Raw genomic sequence first — 15,248 nt, 5'->3', positions numbered from 1 at the left:
GGTCATGCGGATTATTTCGGGGCCACCCGGTTGTCGAGGCCCTCGGCCTCCGTGTGGACGTCGAGACGCTGCGGCACGCCGTTGCCGGAGGCGGTGCCGCCCTGCTGCCGCGGGGCGTTCCGGGCCCGGTCCGCGCTCGCCAGGTGGCCCGGCCCGGGCAGCGATGCCGTGTCGGCGAGGTCCCAGGCCTGCAGCGCCTGGACGCTGATCCCGCGCGGCCCCGTCCTCCGGGTGATCCCGTGCATCAGCAGCAGCCGGGTGCCGAACAGGAACGGCCCGGAGCGCTGCTGCGCCTCGTGGAAGAACGTGCAGTCGACGCAGCCCGTGCCGTCGTCGACGCTGATGAAGACGACCCGCCGCCCGCCGCGCATGGGCGGGGTCTGCGTCGCCACGCGAACCCCGGCCACCAGCACCTCCGTTCCGTTGCGCAGCCCGAGCAGCTCGCTCGCGGGGGTGGTGCCCAGCCGGCGCAGGAGCGGGGCGTGGCTGTCCATCAGGTGTCCGCTGACGTCGACGGCCAGCAGGTCCAGCTCGGTGCGCACGGATTCGTCCCGGCTGGGCGCGGAGGCGCCGGTCTGCAGCATCTCGCGCTCGAGGTCCGGCAGGGGAAGCGGCTGCTGCCCCGGAAACGGGCGGCGGGACGCCGGCAGGGCCCGGACGGGCCGGCGCTGGAAGTGCAGTACCAGGTCGGCCCGGTTGCCGCGGCCGTCCTGCAGCGAGTCGAACGCCCCCAGCGCGGCGAACCGTTCGAGCGACGCCCGCTTGAGGCCGGAACGCTCCCGGACGTCGGACAGTGTCGAATAGGGCTGCCCGGACCTCAGCCGCGCGACCTCGCGGGAGGACACCCCGTACACCCCGGTGAGCGCCAGGCGGATCCCCAGAGTGCCGTCGTCGCACCGCTCCACCCGGTAGGAGGTGTCCGAGGCGTTGACGTCCATCGGCAGGATGGGGATGCCCAGGCGGCGCGCCTCCGAGACGAGCAGGCGCTTGGGGTACATGCCGGGGTCGTGCTCCCACAGGCCGGCGAGGAACGCCTCCGGGTGATGGGTTTTCAGCCACGCGCTCTGATAGGTGGGCACCGCGAACGCCGCGCCGTGCGCCTTGCAGAACCCGAAGCTGCCGAAGGCCTGCAGCGTCTGCCAGACCTCGTCGACCACGGCCGGGCTGTATCCCCGTCCGGCCGCGTGCTCGCGGAAGTACGCCTCCACCCGCGGTTCGTGCGTCGTGCTGCCGAGCAGGCGCCGGAAGACGTCCGCCTCGGCGTAGTCGCACCCGGTCATGACGTTCAGGATGCGCAGGATCTGCTCGTGGAACACCGTGACGCCGTGGGTTTCGGCGAGCGCTTCGCGGAGATCGGGGTGCGGGTACACCTCCGGCGCGAAGCCGTGCCGGTTCTCGAGGTACGGCTTGACCATGTTCGACTGCATCGGCCCTGGCCGGAAGAGGGAGATGTCGATGATCAGGTCGTTGAACTCGCGGGGTGCCAGCTTGCCGATCAGCTCGCGCTGGCCCGGCGACTCGATCTGGAAGCAGCCCAGCGTGTGGGTGCTGCGGATCAGCTCGAACGTGGACTCGTCGTCGAAGGGGATGCGTTCGAGTTCGATGGTGCCGTCCGCCTGGACGAAGTCCGGTGCCCGGCGGTCCTGCAGGTAGTCCCCGGCGGCGGCCGCCTGTTCGCCGCTCCCGTGGATGCGACGCACCTCGGAGACGGCATGCGCCATCGCACTCTGCATGCGCACGCCGAGGACGTCGAGTTTGAGCATGCCCATCGGATCCATGTCGTGCTTGTCGAACTGACTCATCGGCAGTTCCAGGCCGCTCGGCTGGACGGGGGTGCGCCGCAGCAGCGAGGTGTCCGAGAGGATCACTCCGCAGGGGTGCATCGAGATGTGCCGGGGCAGCCGGTCGAGTCGTTCGGTGAGGTCCACCAGCAGGTCGAGCTGCCGGTGGGAGCTGACCTGCTCGGAGAGCCGGGCGAGCTCGGGCTTCTCGGCGAGCGCCTCGCGGAAATTCGATGCGGAGAAGCGCCAGAGCTGTTTGGCGATGTCGTCCAGCCCGTCCGCCTCCATGCCGAGGGCGAGACCCGCGTCCCGGACGGCGCCCCGGGCGCGGTAGGCGTTCTGCATACTCATCAGGGTCACACGCTCGGAGCCGAACCGGGCGAAGATCTCCCGGTACACGCGGTGGCGCTCGGCGCTCTCGACGTCGATGTCGATGTCCGGAAGCGTGGTCCTGTTGCGCGAGAGGAAGCGCTCGAAGACGAGGTCGTGGCGCAGGGGGTCGACGTGGCTGATCCCGACCAGGTAGTTCACCAGGCTCGACGCCCCCGACCCGCGGGCGGCGTTGCGCACGCCGAGCCGGGTGATCATCTTGGAGACCTCCGCGACGGTCAGGAAGTAGGAGGCGTAGCCGAGGTCGGAGATGACGTCGAGCTCCGTGCCCAGCCGTTCCCGCAGCCGGGCTTCGGCAGCGCTGCCGGCCACCACGGCTGCCTCGCGCCCGTAGAGGCGGTCGATCCCGGCCTCGCAGCGCAGGGCGAGTTCGCGGTCGGGCGCACCGGTGATCCCGATGACTCCGGCCTCCGGCACCACCGGCATGCCCCACCCTGTGTCCCCCGCCGGGTCCAGCATGCAGGCGGCGGCCACCGCCTCGGTATCGCGCAGCAGGTCCGCGGCGGCCTCCGCCCCGTCGCCGGCCGCGTAGGCGACGTCACGGGCGATCTGCTCCATCGCGGAGCCGTCCTTGAGCCATCCCTGTCCGTTCGGCTGCCACCCGCCGGGGGTGCCCGGCGCGCTGACCTGTCCGAGGTCCCGCAGCGGGGTCAGCGCCCGGACGGCGTCGAGCACGTCGGCGGTCGCCGCCCCGTCGGGTCCGGCGTAGCGCACGGCGTTGGTCAGGACGGTGCTCACGCCCGCCGCCCGCCCGGCCCTGACCATGCGCGCCGCGTGCGACGTGCTCAGGTACGCCCCCGGCGCGTTCAGGTGCGTCACGGCCTCGACGGCCACGGACCCCGCCGGCAGGCAGCGGATCCACCGCTGCAGGAGGGCGCGCTGGCGCACCCCGTCCCGGCTCAGGGACGCCCGCCCGACGTCGGACTCCGGGCCGACCAGCACCGTCAGCACCCCCTGCTCCCCTGCGGCGCGCGCGATCTGATCGCGGGTGACGCCGACCCGGCCGTCCCCCGCGTGGGCGGCGGAGACCAGCTGGCAGAGCGCGCTGTATCCGGCGCCGCCGTCGTGCCCGTGGGCGAGGACGGTCACCCGCCCCTCCACCTCGCCTCCGGGCTTCCCGGGAGCACGACGGCGTCCGCCCCCTGCCGTTGCCGCGCCCCCGTCCGCGAGCACCGCCAGGTTGACGCCGAAGATCGCGGCGATGCCGTTCTCGCGGCAGGCCTTCAGGTGCTTGACGACCCCGTAGAGTCCGTCCCGATCGGTGCAGGCGAGGGCCGGCTGCCCGTCGGCGGCGGCGGCCGCGGCCAGGACGTCGGGGCGGTTCACCCCGTAGTGGGGGCTGAACGCGCTCGCCACGTCGAGGTGGACGAAGCCGCTCATGCCGCCTCCCGCAGCGCCTCGTGGACGCGGATCATGCGCCAACGCTTCGAGCGCTGGTGCCGCGAGAGATCGAAGGTCCGGTGCTGCCCGTCCTCCACCCCGCGGGCCTGTACCCGCCAGATCTCGTGGTCGACGAGGCCGCGACCGCTCCCCCGCTGCGCCCGCTGCTCCTCGGCCCACCAGCTGCGCCGTTCGAACCACCGCACCGGCTCCGCCGAGACGGCATAGTCCTGCCCCTGCCAGTGCAGTCTTTCCGGCACCCCGGCCGGGGAGCAGCTGATCTCGATGCCCTGAGTGAATAGGCCCATGTGTGGAAACCTCCATGCCCGGCGCCGGCAGTGTGAGCGGTTGCGCGGCGCGTGGAAACGGGGAAGTCCTCGCCCTCGGGAAGCGGGAAGACGAGAACTCCATTGTATTCGAAAGTTTGTTCGAATGCATGCTGAAGGGTACCCGCTAGAACCCGCAGAATGGGTGCAGCTGCGCAGCGCAGGCTAGAACAGGGCGCTGACCGGCTCGATCAGCCCGGGGCCGTCGTTGCGGACGTTCCCGACAGCGGCGCCGACGGGGTCCAGGCGCCAGGAGGCGGCGACGTCGTACGCCTCGGCGCGGATGCGCTCGACCAGGGGTGACGCCTCGCGCCCGGCGGGGTCCAGCCAGCCGGCCAGCCCCTCGCGCGAGAGCGGGACGGGCAGCCGGTCGTGCAGCCGCCCCAGGTCGCCGAGCACTCCCCCGGACCCGGGATCGGGCGAGGGCATCGTGACGATGCTCGTCGAGAGCATCCAGCCGCCCGGCTCTCCCGCGGCCACCTCCGGGTCCCTCCACCACTCGTAGAGGCCGGCGAAGAAGCTCAGGCCCCCGCCCTCGGGGTGCACGAAGTACGGCTGCTTGGCCGCGGAGCGCCCGGCCCCCTGGCGCTTCCACTCGTAGTAGCCGTCCATCGGCACGGCGCACCGGCGGGAGACGACGGCGGAGCGGAACATCGGCTTCTCGGTCACCGTCTCGCTGCGCGCATTGAACGCCCGCACGCCGATCCTGGGGTCCTCGGCCCAGCGCGGAACGAGGCCCCAGTGCGCGACGTGCACCTCCCGGCGCGCCTCGCCGTCGACCAGACGTTCGAGCACGATCGGCACGTCGGAGGTCGGCGCGACATTCCAGGAGGGGTGGAGATCGCGCCCCTCGAGCTGTTCACCCAGGAGAGCATCGGCCTCAGCCATCAAGTCGCCGGAAGCCCTCGCCATCACGTATCGGCCGCACATGCGCCCATGGTAGACCCTGCGGCCCGTGAATACCGGCGCATCCGCAGCAGGCCGCGCCCTCAGGTCAGATGGTCGAACTCGCCGCCTGCCCAGGCGGCATGGCGTCGCGCGGAATACCGCAAGGCCTCCTTCGCCCCGGATTCCAGGCTGTTCCCGAAGTTGGCGTAGACGCGGTCAAATTCCAGGGGCTCCAGCTGCTCGACGATGCGCTGCGCCACCGCGCCGGAGAGCGGGATGTAGTTGGGGTAGGACCACATGAAACTCAGCGTCCGCCCGTCCGGGTTGGGTGCGACGGCGTCACCGGCCAGCAGCACGCCCCTGCCCTCCGCGCCGGCTCGCCACAGGGCGACGGCGCTGCCGGGGAAATGGCCGCCGACGCGGTGCAGGGTCATCTCCTGATCGACCTCGACGCTCTCGCCCCAGAGCTCGACCGCCGGGTCGCCCCGGCCCAGCCACTCCCGGTCCGCTTCGTTGACGAGCACGGGCACACCACCCAGCGCCCGGCTCCACTCCACCTGCACCCCGAACATGTGCGGGTGACTGGCCGCGACGGCTCGAATCCGCCCCAGCGCGGCAACCGCAGCGACGGCCTCGTCATCGACGTAGGCCGGAGGGTCCCACAGGAGCCCGCCGTCCACCGTGGTGGCCACGAGCGCCGTATGGCCGATGCCCACCTTCGGATGGGCCCGCAGGCCGGTCAGACCCGGCTCGAATTCCCGCAACCGCACCTCGTGCTCCGGCGACAAGTCCTCCACCGCGAGCCACCGCTGGCCCGAGTCGGGGACGTACTGGCGCTCGTCGGCACAGATGGGGCACGTCGCGGGCAGCGGCCCCTCGCGCTCGACCCCGCACGTGGCGCAGATCCTCATGGTCCTCCTCCGCGGCGTCCCGTGGCTCTCGCGCCCAGCCTTCCCCGCACCCGCGCCCGAAGTCAACAGCTCGGCGCGCGCTTGCACCGCTGAGCACGGTCCGAGGAGGACGACGAAACATCAGGCGTGCAGCTCAAGGCTCACTGCGCGCAGACCCGCGTAGGATGAACAGATGCAGCCGACGGCCCGTTTCTGCACCTCAGCCGACGGGACCGGCATCGCCTTCGAATCGCGCGGTTCCGGCCCCACCCTGGTGCGCGTCGGCACGTGGCTGACCCACCTGAGGCACGACGCGGACAGCCCCCTGTGGTCGCACTGGCTCGAGGCCCTGTCCGCCGGCCGCACCCTGGTCCGATACGACGAGCGGGGATCCGGCGCCTCGGACCGCGACACCGAACGGTTCTCCATCGAGGCGTGGGTCGAAGACCTCGAGGCGGTGGTCGACGCGGCCGACCTCAGGGAGTTCTCCCTCCTGGGCATGTCGAACGCCGCGGCCGTCGCCGTCGCCTACGCCGCTCGTCATCCCGACCGCGTGGACCGACTCCTGCTGTACGGCGGATTCGCGCAGGGCCGCCTGCGCCATGACACCTCCCCACGAGCCCGCGCCGAGGCGGATCTGATGGTCGACCTGATCAGGACCGGGTGGGGCAAGGCGAACCCGGCCTTCCGCAGGATCTTCACCACGCTGTTCGTGCCGGACGCGAGCATCGAGCAGATGACCTGGTTCGACGAGATGCAGCGAATCTCCGCTTCTCCGGATACGGCCGCCTTGATGCGGAACGCCCGCCAGCGGATCGACGTCCTCCCGCTCCTCCCGCGGGTCAAGGCGCCCACACTGGTCATGCACGCCCGGGACGACGCCGTCGCACCGTTCGAGCAGGGCCGGGTCCTCGCGGCCGGTATCGACGGCGCGCGCCTCGTCCCCCTGGACGGGCGGAACCACATCCTGCTGGCGGACGAGCCCGCGTGGCCGGCCTTCACCCGTGAGCTCGACGGCTTCCTGGGCGGCGGGGCCAGTGCCGGATCCGCGACGGGGTCGCTGACTGCGCGGCAGACCGACGTGTTGCGGCTTCTGGCCGGTGGCCGGAGCAATGCGGAGATCGCGGCGGCCCTGCACCTCAGCGAGCACACCGTCCACCGGCACGTCGCGAACATCTATCGCACGCTCGGACTCGGCTCGCGCGCAGCAGCTGCGGCGTACGCCGCCCTCAGGGGCATTGTCTGAGGGCGGCGCTCCGGCGACCGGTTCAGGCCGCTCCGCCGCCTGCGGCGAGTGCGTGGACATCGGCGGTGGTGAGGGCGTTGCCCGCGATTCCCCAGTCTCCGCTGGCGACTTCGTGGATCACACACCACGTGACTGGACGCATGTTCTCGCCCTCGACGGCGACCATGGCGTCGGTGAGTCTGGCGATGATCTCGGTCTTCTGCCCGGGGGTGAAGACATCCTTGATGACGTTTACCTGGATGAGCGGCATGATCCTGAACCTTCCGGAGAGCCCCTGGATGGGACCGTCTGATCTCAGTATCGGCCCGGAGCCGGCCCCCACGCTTCGGCCGTGCGGGCCATCTTCCGTGCGCCCGGGATGGCCCGCACGGGCCGATGGCCCGGGTGCTCCCAGTGACTGATCACGCGACTCGTTAAACAAAGAAGTCCCGGGACATCGAATGAACGATGTCCCGGGACTTCACATCGTGGAGGTAAGGGGATTCGAACCCCTGACCTTCTGCATGCCATGCAGACGCGCTACCAACTGCGCCATACCCCCGGAATGGAGTGCCGCCGCGGAACCTTCCCACGACAACTCGTCCATCATAGTAGAGGATTCGGAACCTCACAAATCAGGCCCGGCTCCCCCGTCTATTCGGCCGAGGCGGCCTCTCCCGGCTTGGCGAAGGACGGCAACTCGATCGTCGGGCAGTCGCTCCAGAGCCGGTCCAGCGCGTAGAAGACCCGGTCCTCGGTGTGCTGGACGTGGATGACGACATCCAGGTAGTCCAGCAGCACCCAGCGGCCCTCGCCCCGGCCCTCGCGGCGAGCCGGTTTGAGGTCCAGCTGTTCCAGCAGCGCTTCCTCGATGCCGTCGACGACGGCGTTGACCTGCCGCTCGGTTTCGGCCGAGGCGATGAAGAAGGCATCGGTGATGCCCAGTCGTTCGCCGACGTCGATGGCCATCAGGTTCTCGGCCAGTTTGTCGTCAGCCGCCTTGGCGGCGATGTTGATGATGTTCTGAGTGTGCTCGTTGAGCGCCACGGGTCTCCCTCGCTGGAAATTCTCTAGTTGCTGTTGGTGATCATCACGAGGCCCGCGATGAAGGTGGCCAATCCGACGCCCAGGGCGCCGAACGACACGAAGAGCCACAGGTTGGCTCGGCGGATGCCTGCTGTCACGGAGTCGAGCGGGTCGAGTCCCTGCGCCTTCACGGCCGCCAACGGCTGACCGCCTGGCCCGGCCTCGCCCGCAGCCCGGTGGCCGCCGGCCTCCGGTCCGGACTCACCCGGCGTATCCGCCGAGTCGTAGTCCGCCTCCGCGACATCGGCCGCCTGCTGCTCGGCTTCCTCCGTGCTTCGTCCCGCGGACTTGCCGCGCGACGAGAAGTCGAGCTCCACCCCGCTCGTCGGCGGACCCGAGATCCCGGTGTTGACGAGCTGGCGTTCGGCTTCCGTGCCGACGAACTGGTTCATCGAACCGGTGAACGGATTCGAGCTGACCTGGTTCAGGCGCTGCACATTCTCGGCCTCGAGACGACGCCGTTCAGCAATGCGGCGGTTGATGATCGCCGCGCGGGCGGCGTGCTCGCGCTGGGCCGCCAGAGTCTCGAGGTCGATCAGCCCCGTATCGTCGGTCGGATAGTCCGCTTCCGTCGCCGGCCCGTCGACGTCGTGCCCAGCCGTATCCGGCTTGGCCTTCTTCTGCTCTTCGAGCGCCTCTTCGACGCTCATCTCGCCCTGGGCGACTCGCTGTCCCGATGCCGCGGGCGGGACGACGGGCCGTGGGGCGGTGTCGAGGTCCGCCGCTTCCTCCGGCGACTCCGCACCCTGCGGCCCGACGGGCGCCGATTCCGCACCACCGTTCTCCGTCGCCGGCTTCTCCTGCCGGCCTGCCGCGGACTTGGCAGCTGCCAGCGCCTGCAGACGCAGTTGACGGCGTGTCAGCGGCGCCGGATCGTCCGCCGGAGCCGGAGCCGGGGCGGTCTCGGCAGCTCGACGACGGCGCAGGTCCTCGCGGTCGCGCGCACGCTGAAGCGAACTCCGCTCCCGACGCTCCGGAACCGCGTCCACCGGGACCTCCGCCGCACGGCGGCTCCGGTTGGCCCGCTGGACGCGCTGAACGGTGTCGTCGGCAGTCGCCTGCTCGGGCTGTGCAGCGTCGGCCTCCGGATCGGTCGGGGAACCGGGCGCAACGCCGCCGGCCGCCGGCTCATCGGTGTGCGCCTCGGCGGCCTCTGATTCGGCACGCTCCGCAGTCTCCTGCGCGCGCCTTCTTTCCCGCAGAGCTCGCCTGGTGAGGGCGGGCTCTCCTTCGTTGCTCATGCTGTCCATTCCCGGTTAAGCATTCTCGGCATCTGACGTTTCCAGATACAACTTGTGTTTTGCGATGTGCTGGACCACACCGTCCGGTACGAGGTACCAGACGGGCTGATGGTCCCTCACGCGGTTCCGGCAGTCCGTCGACGAGATCGCGAGTGCCGGAATCTCCAGCAGGCTGACGTCTTGGCGCCCCAGATCCGGCAACTCGTGGCCCGGCCGGGTGACCCCGACGAAGTGCGCCAGCCCCCAGAGCTCGTCAACGTCCTTCCAGGACATGATCTGCTCCAGTGCGTCCGCGCCGGTGATGAAGAACAACTCCGCTTCGGGACGCTGCTCGCGCAGATCTCGTAGCGTATCGATCGTGTACGTCACGCCCGGACGATCGATGTCGACGCGGCTGACGGTGAATCGGGGGTTCGATGCCGTCGCGACGACGGTCATCAGGTACCGGTGCTCGGACGGCGACACCTGCTTGTGCTGCTTCTGCCACGGTTGACCGGTCGGTACGAAGACCACCTCATCCAGACCAAACTTGGCGGCGACCTCGCTGGCCGCCACCAAGTGGCCGTGATGAATGGGGTCGAACGTACCGCCCATAACCCCCAACCGGACCTTGCGGCCCGCCGTCTTGGAGCTAGTGATTGGCTCCACCGTGGTTGTTGGGGTGCTGACGGTGCGGATCCACGGTCTCGGCGTGGGCGTCGTGGCCCAGACCCCGGTTCGCGAACGAGACGGTGATCAGAAGCAAGAGCAGGAAGGCCGCCATGATGCCACCGCCAATCAACAACGCGTAGTTTCCGGCGCTTTCTGCCTCGGCGGCTGCGGTTACAATGCCGGAGGCGATGAGCTGATCGAGCATGTATCTCCCTTATCTCTTGGCGAACCCGTCACACCCCGAGGGGCGGGCGGAGTCTGTAGTCTGCACCCAATGGTACCCACTGACAGGGCTCCGCCACGAATGACTCGCGTGTCCCTACGGGCGGATCTGCCCGTCGCCCTGGATGATCCACTTGGTGGTGGTCAGCTCGCGCAGGCCCATCGGACCCCGCGCGTGCATCTTCTGCGTGGAGATGCCGACCTCGGCCCCCAGTCCCAGTTGGCCGCCGTCGGTGAAACGGGTCGAGGCGTTGACGATCACGGCGGCCGAATCGATCTCGCGGACGAACCGTTCGGAACGCGCCAGGTCATTCGTCAGAATCGCCTCGGTGTGACCGCTGGAGTACTGGCGGATGTGATCCATGGCGGCGTCGAGCGAGTCGACGACTGCCACCGCGATGTCCATGTCGAGGTACTCCGTCGCCCAGTCCTCGTCCGTGGCGGGAACCGTGTTCAGCCCCGCCGCCAGCTCCGCAGCGCGTTCGTCGACGTGCAGCCGCACGCCGGCGTCCGAGAGCTTCGTCAGGACCTCCCGCGCCACAGCGGAATCCTTGTGGACCAGCAACGTCTCGGCCGCGTTGCAGACGGACGTGCGGTGCGTCTTCGCGTTGACGACGATCGGAACCGCCAGCTCCTCGGTGGCCGACTGGTCGAGGAAGATGTGGACGTTGCCCTCACCGGTCTCGATGACCGGCACGGAGGCGTTCTTGACCACGGCCTGGATCAGGTTGCGCCCGCCGCGCGGCACCAGCACGTCGACCTTGCCGCGAGCACCCATCAACGCGGTCGCGCCCGGACGCCCCAGCTCGTCGATGCCCTGCACTGAGTCGGCCGGCAGGCCGACACCCTCGAGCGCCTCCCGAATCAGGCCGATCAGGACCTTGTTGCTCTCCTCGGCGGCGGAACCACCGCGCAGGAGCACGGCGTTGCCGCTCTTGAGGGCGATGCCCGCGATATCCACGGTGACGTTCGGACGCGCCTCGTAGATCGCGCCGACGACCCCGAGCGGGACGTGCACCTGACGCAGACGCAGCCCGTTCGGAAGCGTCTGGCCGCGCAGGACCTCGCCGACCGGATCCGGCAGGCCGGCCAGGTCCTCGAGCGCGGAGATCAGGCCGTCGATGCGGGCGTCGTCCAGACGCAGCCGGTCGAGCAGCGCCTGCGACGTGCCGTTGGCCTCTCCACGCTCGAGATCCTTCTTGTTTCCCTCGAGGATGGCAGCGCGGTTGGAGTCCAGCTTCTCGCCGATGGCGCCCAGAGCGCGGTCCTTGTGGTCCCGGTTGGCCTGGGCCAGGACGCGGGACGCAGTGCGTGCCCGGTCCGCCTTGGCGGCGATCGCTGCCTCGACGTCGGTTGCGGAAGTTTCGGTGATGGTGTCGGTCATGTCTCCCCCTGGGGGTTGAGTGGCTTCGAGTGGACGGGTGCTAGCGGCGGCGGACTACCACCACCAGGTCATCTACGTGAACAACGGAACGCGCGTAACGCTTCCCCTGCTTCTTCGAGAGCTCTCGTGTGGTCTTGCCGATCATGGCCGGAAGCTCGTCGTTGTCGTAGTTGACGATGCCGCGCGCGATGATCTTGCCCTTCTTGTCGGTCAGTTCGACGACGTCGCCGGCATTGAAGTCGCCGCTGACCGAGGTGATGCCTGCCGGGAGCAGGGACTTCTTCCCGCCGGCAATGGCCTTGACGGCGCCGGCGTCGAGCACGAGGCGGCCGTCAGGGTCGGCGAGGTGCTCGAGCCAGAGCATGCGGGCCGAACGGCGCACGCCGCGCGTGGCGAACCACGTTCCGACGTCTTCACCCTCCAGCACGCGGCCGACGTTCGCGGCCGAGGTGACGAGAGCGGGAATGCCGGACTCCGCCGCCATCGTCGCGGCCCGGACCTTCGTGGCCATGCCGCCGGTGCCGATCCCCGAGCCGGTGCCGCCGATCTCGACGCCGTCGAGATCGGCCGGGGAGTCCACGCGGCTGATGCGCGTGGCGCCCTTCTGCGGCGGCCCGTCGTACACCGCGTCGACGTCGGAGAGCAGCACGAGCGTCTCCGCCTTGACGAGGTCGGCGACGAGGGCGGCCAGGCGGTCGTTGTCGCCGAAGCGGATCTCGTGGGTCGCCACCGTGTCGTGCTCGTTGATGATCGGCAGGACGCCGAGATCGAGCAGGCGGTTCAGGGTGTTGAATGCGTTGCCGTACTGCTCACGGCGGTTCAGATCCTCCGCGGTCAGCAGGACCTGGCCGACGGTGACGCCGTGCTTGGCGAACTCGTCGACGTACTGGGCCACCAGGTGGCCCTGCCCGACGGCGGCCGCAGCCTGCTGGGTGGCGAGGTCGCGGGGGCGCCGCTGGATGCCCATCGGCGACAGGCCGGCGGCGACGGCACCCGAGGAGATCAGGATGATCTCCGTACCGGCGGCGCGGGCCCTGCCGAGCGTGTCGACAAGCGCCTTCAGGGCATCCTCGCTGACGCCGCCGTCAACGGTGGTCAGGGAGGATGAGCCGACTTTGACGACGATTCGTCCTGCACGTGTGATATCGGACCGCTCGCGAACCGCGGACGGTTTGCGAGTTTCTTTCATCCTCAGGCGTTGCTTCATCCCTTGTCGCTGTCTCCTTCAGGGGCGGGCATCTTGTAATTGACCGATTCCGTCCAGATCCCAGCTTTGCGCTCGGCCTCCATCTCGTCGCGGGCTGCCTGCTTGGCATCCCGACGAGCCTGGTGGTCCTCGCGTTTCTGCTGACGCGTCGGGCGGTTGGCTTCGTCCAACCGCACGTCCTGACCTCGGCGCGAACCCAGGAGTTCGGCACCGGCGCTCATGGTCGGCTCCCAGTCGAAGACCACGCTGTCGTGCTCGTCTCCGATCACGACGGCGTCGCCCGGCTGAGCGCCCACCTTAAACAGTTCATCCTCAACGCCAAGCTTGGCGAGACGGTCGGCAAGGTAGCCCACAGCCTCGTCATTCCGGAAATCCGTCTGCTTGACCCAGCGAACCGGCTTCTCTCCGATAATACGGAAGAGCGGCTCGAGATTCCGCTCTTCGCGCCGAATTGTGAACGCACGTTGATTGCCGGCGCGGCGTTTGATAACGGGCGCCTCGACGACCGGCGGCGCGGCATCGATTCTGGCCCGTGCTTCCGCGACCAGATCGGCCATCGCGAACGCGATCTCGCGCAGGCCGGTACGCGCCAAAGCGGAGATTTCGAAGACCCGGTAGCCTCTCTTTTCCAGCTCAGGGCGAACAAAATCGGCCATGTCCTGGCCGTCGGGCATGTCGACTTTGTTCAGGGCGATCAGCTTGGGCCGCTCGTTGAGCGGGATCAGCTGGCCGTCGGATCCGGCGAACGTCGAGTCGACCTCGTACTGCTCGAGCTCCGCCTCGATGATGTCGAGGTCGGAGATCGGGTCGCGATCCGTTTCGATGGCCCCGCAGTCGAGGACGTGCACGAGGGCCGCGCAGCGCTCGACGTGGCGCAGGAATTCGTGCCCGAGGCCTTTGCCCTGGCTGGCTCCCGGAATCAGTCCCGGGACGTCTGCCACGGTGAACCGCGTCGTCCCAGCCTCGACGACGCCCAGATTCGGGATCAGCGTAGTGAACGGGTAGTCGGCGATCTTCGGCCGCGCGGCCGACAGGGCCGCGATCAGGCTCGACTTGCCGGCTGACGGATAGCCGACGAGGGCGATGTCCGCCACCGTCTTGAGCTCGAGCACAATGTCCAGTTGTTCGCCTGGGATGCCGAGCAGTGCGAATCCGGGCGCTTTGCGCTTCCTGGAGGCCAGCGCGGCGTTGCCGAGACCGCCCTGCCCGCCGGCGGTCACCGTGTACTCCGTGCCCTCGCCCACGAGATCAGCCAGGATGTTCCCGGCACGGTCCTTGACGACGGTCCCCTCCGGTACCGGCAGGATCAGGGATTCGCCGTGCCGGCCGGGGCTGTTGTCGCCCTTGCCGCCTTCGCCGTTGCTCGCGTTGCGGTGCGGCAGGTGGTGGTAGTCGAGCAACGTGGTGGTCTGGGTGTCCACGCGCAGGATCACATCTCCGCCGTTGCCGCCGTTGCCGCCATCGGGCCCGCCGAGGGGCTTGAACTTCTCACGATGGACGGAGACGCAGCCATGCCCGCCCGTGCCACCGGACACATGCAGGACTACGCGATCGATGAACGCTGCCACGGATTGGACTCCTCACGATTGCTGCACCCAATGCTCGGGTGCTGATACGACGATCGACGACTTGACGTCGTCGTTCTCTCTCCGACGGTAGACCACCGTCGGGGAAAATAACACTGGATAGACGACTGGAGGGTGGGCCCGCAGGCCCACCCTCCAGTCTAGATAATTCTTCGTTGACGAACCCGTCAACCGATGACTTGGTCAGTCAGCGGAGACGATGTTCACCACGCGGCGACCACGGCGAGAACCGAACTCGACCGAGCCGGCAGCCAGGGCGAACAGGGTGTCGTCGCCACCGCGGCCGACATTGGCGCCCGGGTGGAAGTGCGTGCCGCGCTGGCGAACCAGGATCTCTCCAGCGGAGACGTCCTGTCCACCGAAGCGCTTCACGCCGAGGTACTGTGCGTTGGAATCGCGGCCGTTGCGAGTGGAGCTCGCACCCTTCTTATGTGCCATTGAATATGCCTACCTTCAGATCAGGGGGTTGCTGGTCTCTTCAATCGCCTCAGGCGATCGAAAGGACCTTGACCTTGGTCAGAGCAGCGCGGAAGCCCTGGCGCTTCTTGTAACCGGTCTTGTTCTTGAACTTCTGAATGACGATCTTGGAGCCACGGAAGGACTCGACGACCTCGGCCGTGACCTTGACCTTGGCCAGTTCGTTAGCAGCAGAAGTCACCTTGTCACCATCGACCAGCAGCAGGGCGGGGAGCTCAATGGTGCCGCCGGCAGCTACGGGAACGCGGTCAAGGGTAACGAAGTCTCCTACGGAGACCTTCTCCTGGTGGCCGCCAGCGCGGACAATTGCGTACACCACTTTGGTACTCACTTCTCTCGACGATCTTAATCTCATTACTGCGCAGAGGTGCCCCGAACAGGGCCACAACAGTAGCCCCGGTAAGCTCCAGGATTTGCGCCGTGCAGTCACGCCGATTGGAAAAGGATCCGATGAGCGGCGTTCGCACCGAAGAACTAGACTACGCTAGTTCGACCCCCGGGGGCAAATACAACG

The 15,248-nt window shown here is 68.8% G+C and carries 15 protein-coding genes and 1 tRNA gene; 1 reads left to right on the top strand and 15 read right to left on the bottom strand.

What is annotated here, in order from left to right:
• Positions 1 to 11: 11 nt before the first annotated feature.
• The 4 genes from IE069_RS03415 to IE069_RS03400 form a co-directional block, all read right to left on the bottom strand.
• Positions 12 to 3,551, bottom strand: coding sequence for a DNA polymerase III subunit alpha (locus tag IE069_RS03415; protein WP_189348705.1), 3,540 nt, complete (start codon positions 3,549 to 3,551; stop codon positions 12 to 14).
• A complete protein-coding gene (locus tag IE069_RS03410; protein ID WP_189348704.1) occupies positions 3,548 to 3,859 on the bottom strand; it encodes a DUF6504 family protein in 312 nt (103 codons plus the stop codon). The genes IE069_RS03415 and IE069_RS03410 overlap by 4 nt, the downstream gene beginning before the upstream one ends.
• A gap of 183 nt (positions 3,860 to 4,042) precedes the next feature.
• A complete protein-coding gene (locus IE069_RS03405; RefSeq protein WP_189348703.1) occupies positions 4,043 to 4,807 on the bottom strand; it encodes an SOS response-associated peptidase in 765 nt (254 codons plus the stop codon).
• 59 nt (positions 4,808 to 4,866) lie between these two features.
• Positions 4,867 to 5,676 carry an MBL fold metallo-hydrolase gene (locus IE069_RS03400; RefSeq protein ID WP_189348702.1) on the bottom strand — a complete coding sequence of 270 codons (810 nt, stop codon included), beginning with the start codon at positions 5,674 to 5,676 and terminating at the stop codon, positions 4,867 to 4,869.
• A 172-nt stretch (positions 5,677 to 5,848) separates the two neighbouring features.
• On the opposite strand from IE069_RS03400, the gene IE069_RS03395 reads away from it, so the two are divergent.
• Positions 5,849 to 6,901, top strand: a complete 1,053-nt coding sequence (locus tag IE069_RS03395) for an alpha/beta fold hydrolase (protein WP_189348701.1) — start codon at positions 5,849 to 5,851, stop codon at positions 6,899 to 6,901.
• A 22-nt stretch (positions 6,902 to 6,923) separates the two neighbouring features.
• Here IE069_RS03395 and IE069_RS03390 read toward each other — a convergent pair whose 3' ends face one another.
• The 11 genes from IE069_RS03390 to rplU all read right to left on the bottom strand — a co-directional run bounded on the left by IE069_RS03390 (position 6,924) and on the right by rplU (position 15,053).
• Positions 6,924 to 7,151 (bottom strand): tautomerase family protein, encoded by a 228-nt coding sequence (locus tag IE069_RS03390; protein ID WP_189348700.1) that lies wholly within the window; start codon positions 7,149 to 7,151, stop codon positions 6,924 to 6,926.
• 218 nt (positions 7,152 to 7,369) lie between these two features.
• Positions 7,370 to 7,442, bottom strand: a tRNA-Ala gene (locus tag IE069_RS03385).
• Positions 7,443 to 7,534: 92 nt separating this feature from the next.
• A complete protein-coding gene (gene rsfS, locus IE069_RS03380; RefSeq protein WP_189348699.1) occupies positions 7,535 to 7,927 on the bottom strand; it encodes a ribosome silencing factor in 393 nt (130 codons plus the stop codon).
• A gap of 23 nt (positions 7,928 to 7,950) precedes the next feature.
• Positions 7,951 to 9,207 carry a hypothetical protein gene (locus IE069_RS03375; RefSeq protein ID WP_189348698.1) on the bottom strand — a complete coding sequence of 419 codons (1,257 nt, stop codon included), beginning with the start codon at positions 9,205 to 9,207 and terminating at the stop codon, positions 7,951 to 7,953.
• A 15-nt stretch (positions 9,208 to 9,222) separates the two neighbouring features.
• Complete coding sequence (nadD, locus tag IE069_RS03370; RefSeq protein ID WP_268245170.1) at positions 9,223 to 9,846, bottom strand: nicotinate-nucleotide adenylyltransferase; 624 nt, start codon at positions 9,844 to 9,846, stop codon at positions 9,223 to 9,225.
• Complete coding sequence (locus IE069_RS03365) at positions 9,839 to 10,063, bottom strand: hypothetical protein (RefSeq protein ID WP_229790910.1); 225 nt, start codon at positions 10,061 to 10,063, stop codon at positions 9,839 to 9,841. The genes nadD and IE069_RS03365 overlap by 8 nt, the downstream gene beginning before the upstream one ends.
• 114 nt (positions 10,064 to 10,177) lie before the next feature.
• Complete coding sequence (locus IE069_RS03360; RefSeq protein ID WP_189348697.1) at positions 10,178 to 11,464, bottom strand: glutamate-5-semialdehyde dehydrogenase; 1,287 nt, start codon at positions 11,462 to 11,464, stop codon at positions 10,178 to 10,180.
• Positions 11,465 to 11,504: 40 nt separating this feature from the next.
• Positions 11,505 to 12,653, bottom strand: coding sequence for a glutamate 5-kinase (proB, locus tag IE069_RS03355; RefSeq protein WP_189348696.1), 1,149 nt, complete (start codon positions 12,651 to 12,653; stop codon positions 11,505 to 11,507).
• A gap of 14 nt (positions 12,654 to 12,667) precedes the next feature.
• Positions 12,668 to 14,239 carry a GTPase ObgE gene (gene obgE, locus IE069_RS03350; RefSeq protein WP_189348695.1) on the bottom strand — a complete coding sequence of 524 codons (1,572 nt, stop codon included), beginning with the start codon at positions 14,237 to 14,239 and terminating at the stop codon, positions 12,668 to 12,670.
• 201 nt (positions 14,240 to 14,440) lie between these two features.
• The gene (gene rpmA, locus IE069_RS03345) at positions 14,441 to 14,695 is read right to left on the bottom strand and encodes a 50S ribosomal protein L27 (protein ID WP_189348694.1); all 255 of its coding nucleotides are present in this window, start codon (positions 14,693 to 14,695) and stop codon (positions 14,441 to 14,443) included.
• 49 nt (positions 14,696 to 14,744) lie between these two features.
• Complete coding sequence (rplU, locus tag IE069_RS03340; protein ID WP_189348757.1) at positions 14,745 to 15,053, bottom strand: 50S ribosomal protein L21; 309 nt, start codon at positions 15,051 to 15,053, stop codon at positions 14,745 to 14,747.
• Positions 15,054 to 15,248: the final 195 nt, after the last annotated feature.

The organism is Zhihengliuella salsuginis (assembly GCF_014651715.1).
GTDB lineage: Bacteria > Actinomycetota > Actinomycetes > Actinomycetales > Micrococcaceae > Zhihengliuella > Zhihengliuella salsuginis.
This window is presented reverse-complemented; position numbering and strand designations above follow the sequence as displayed.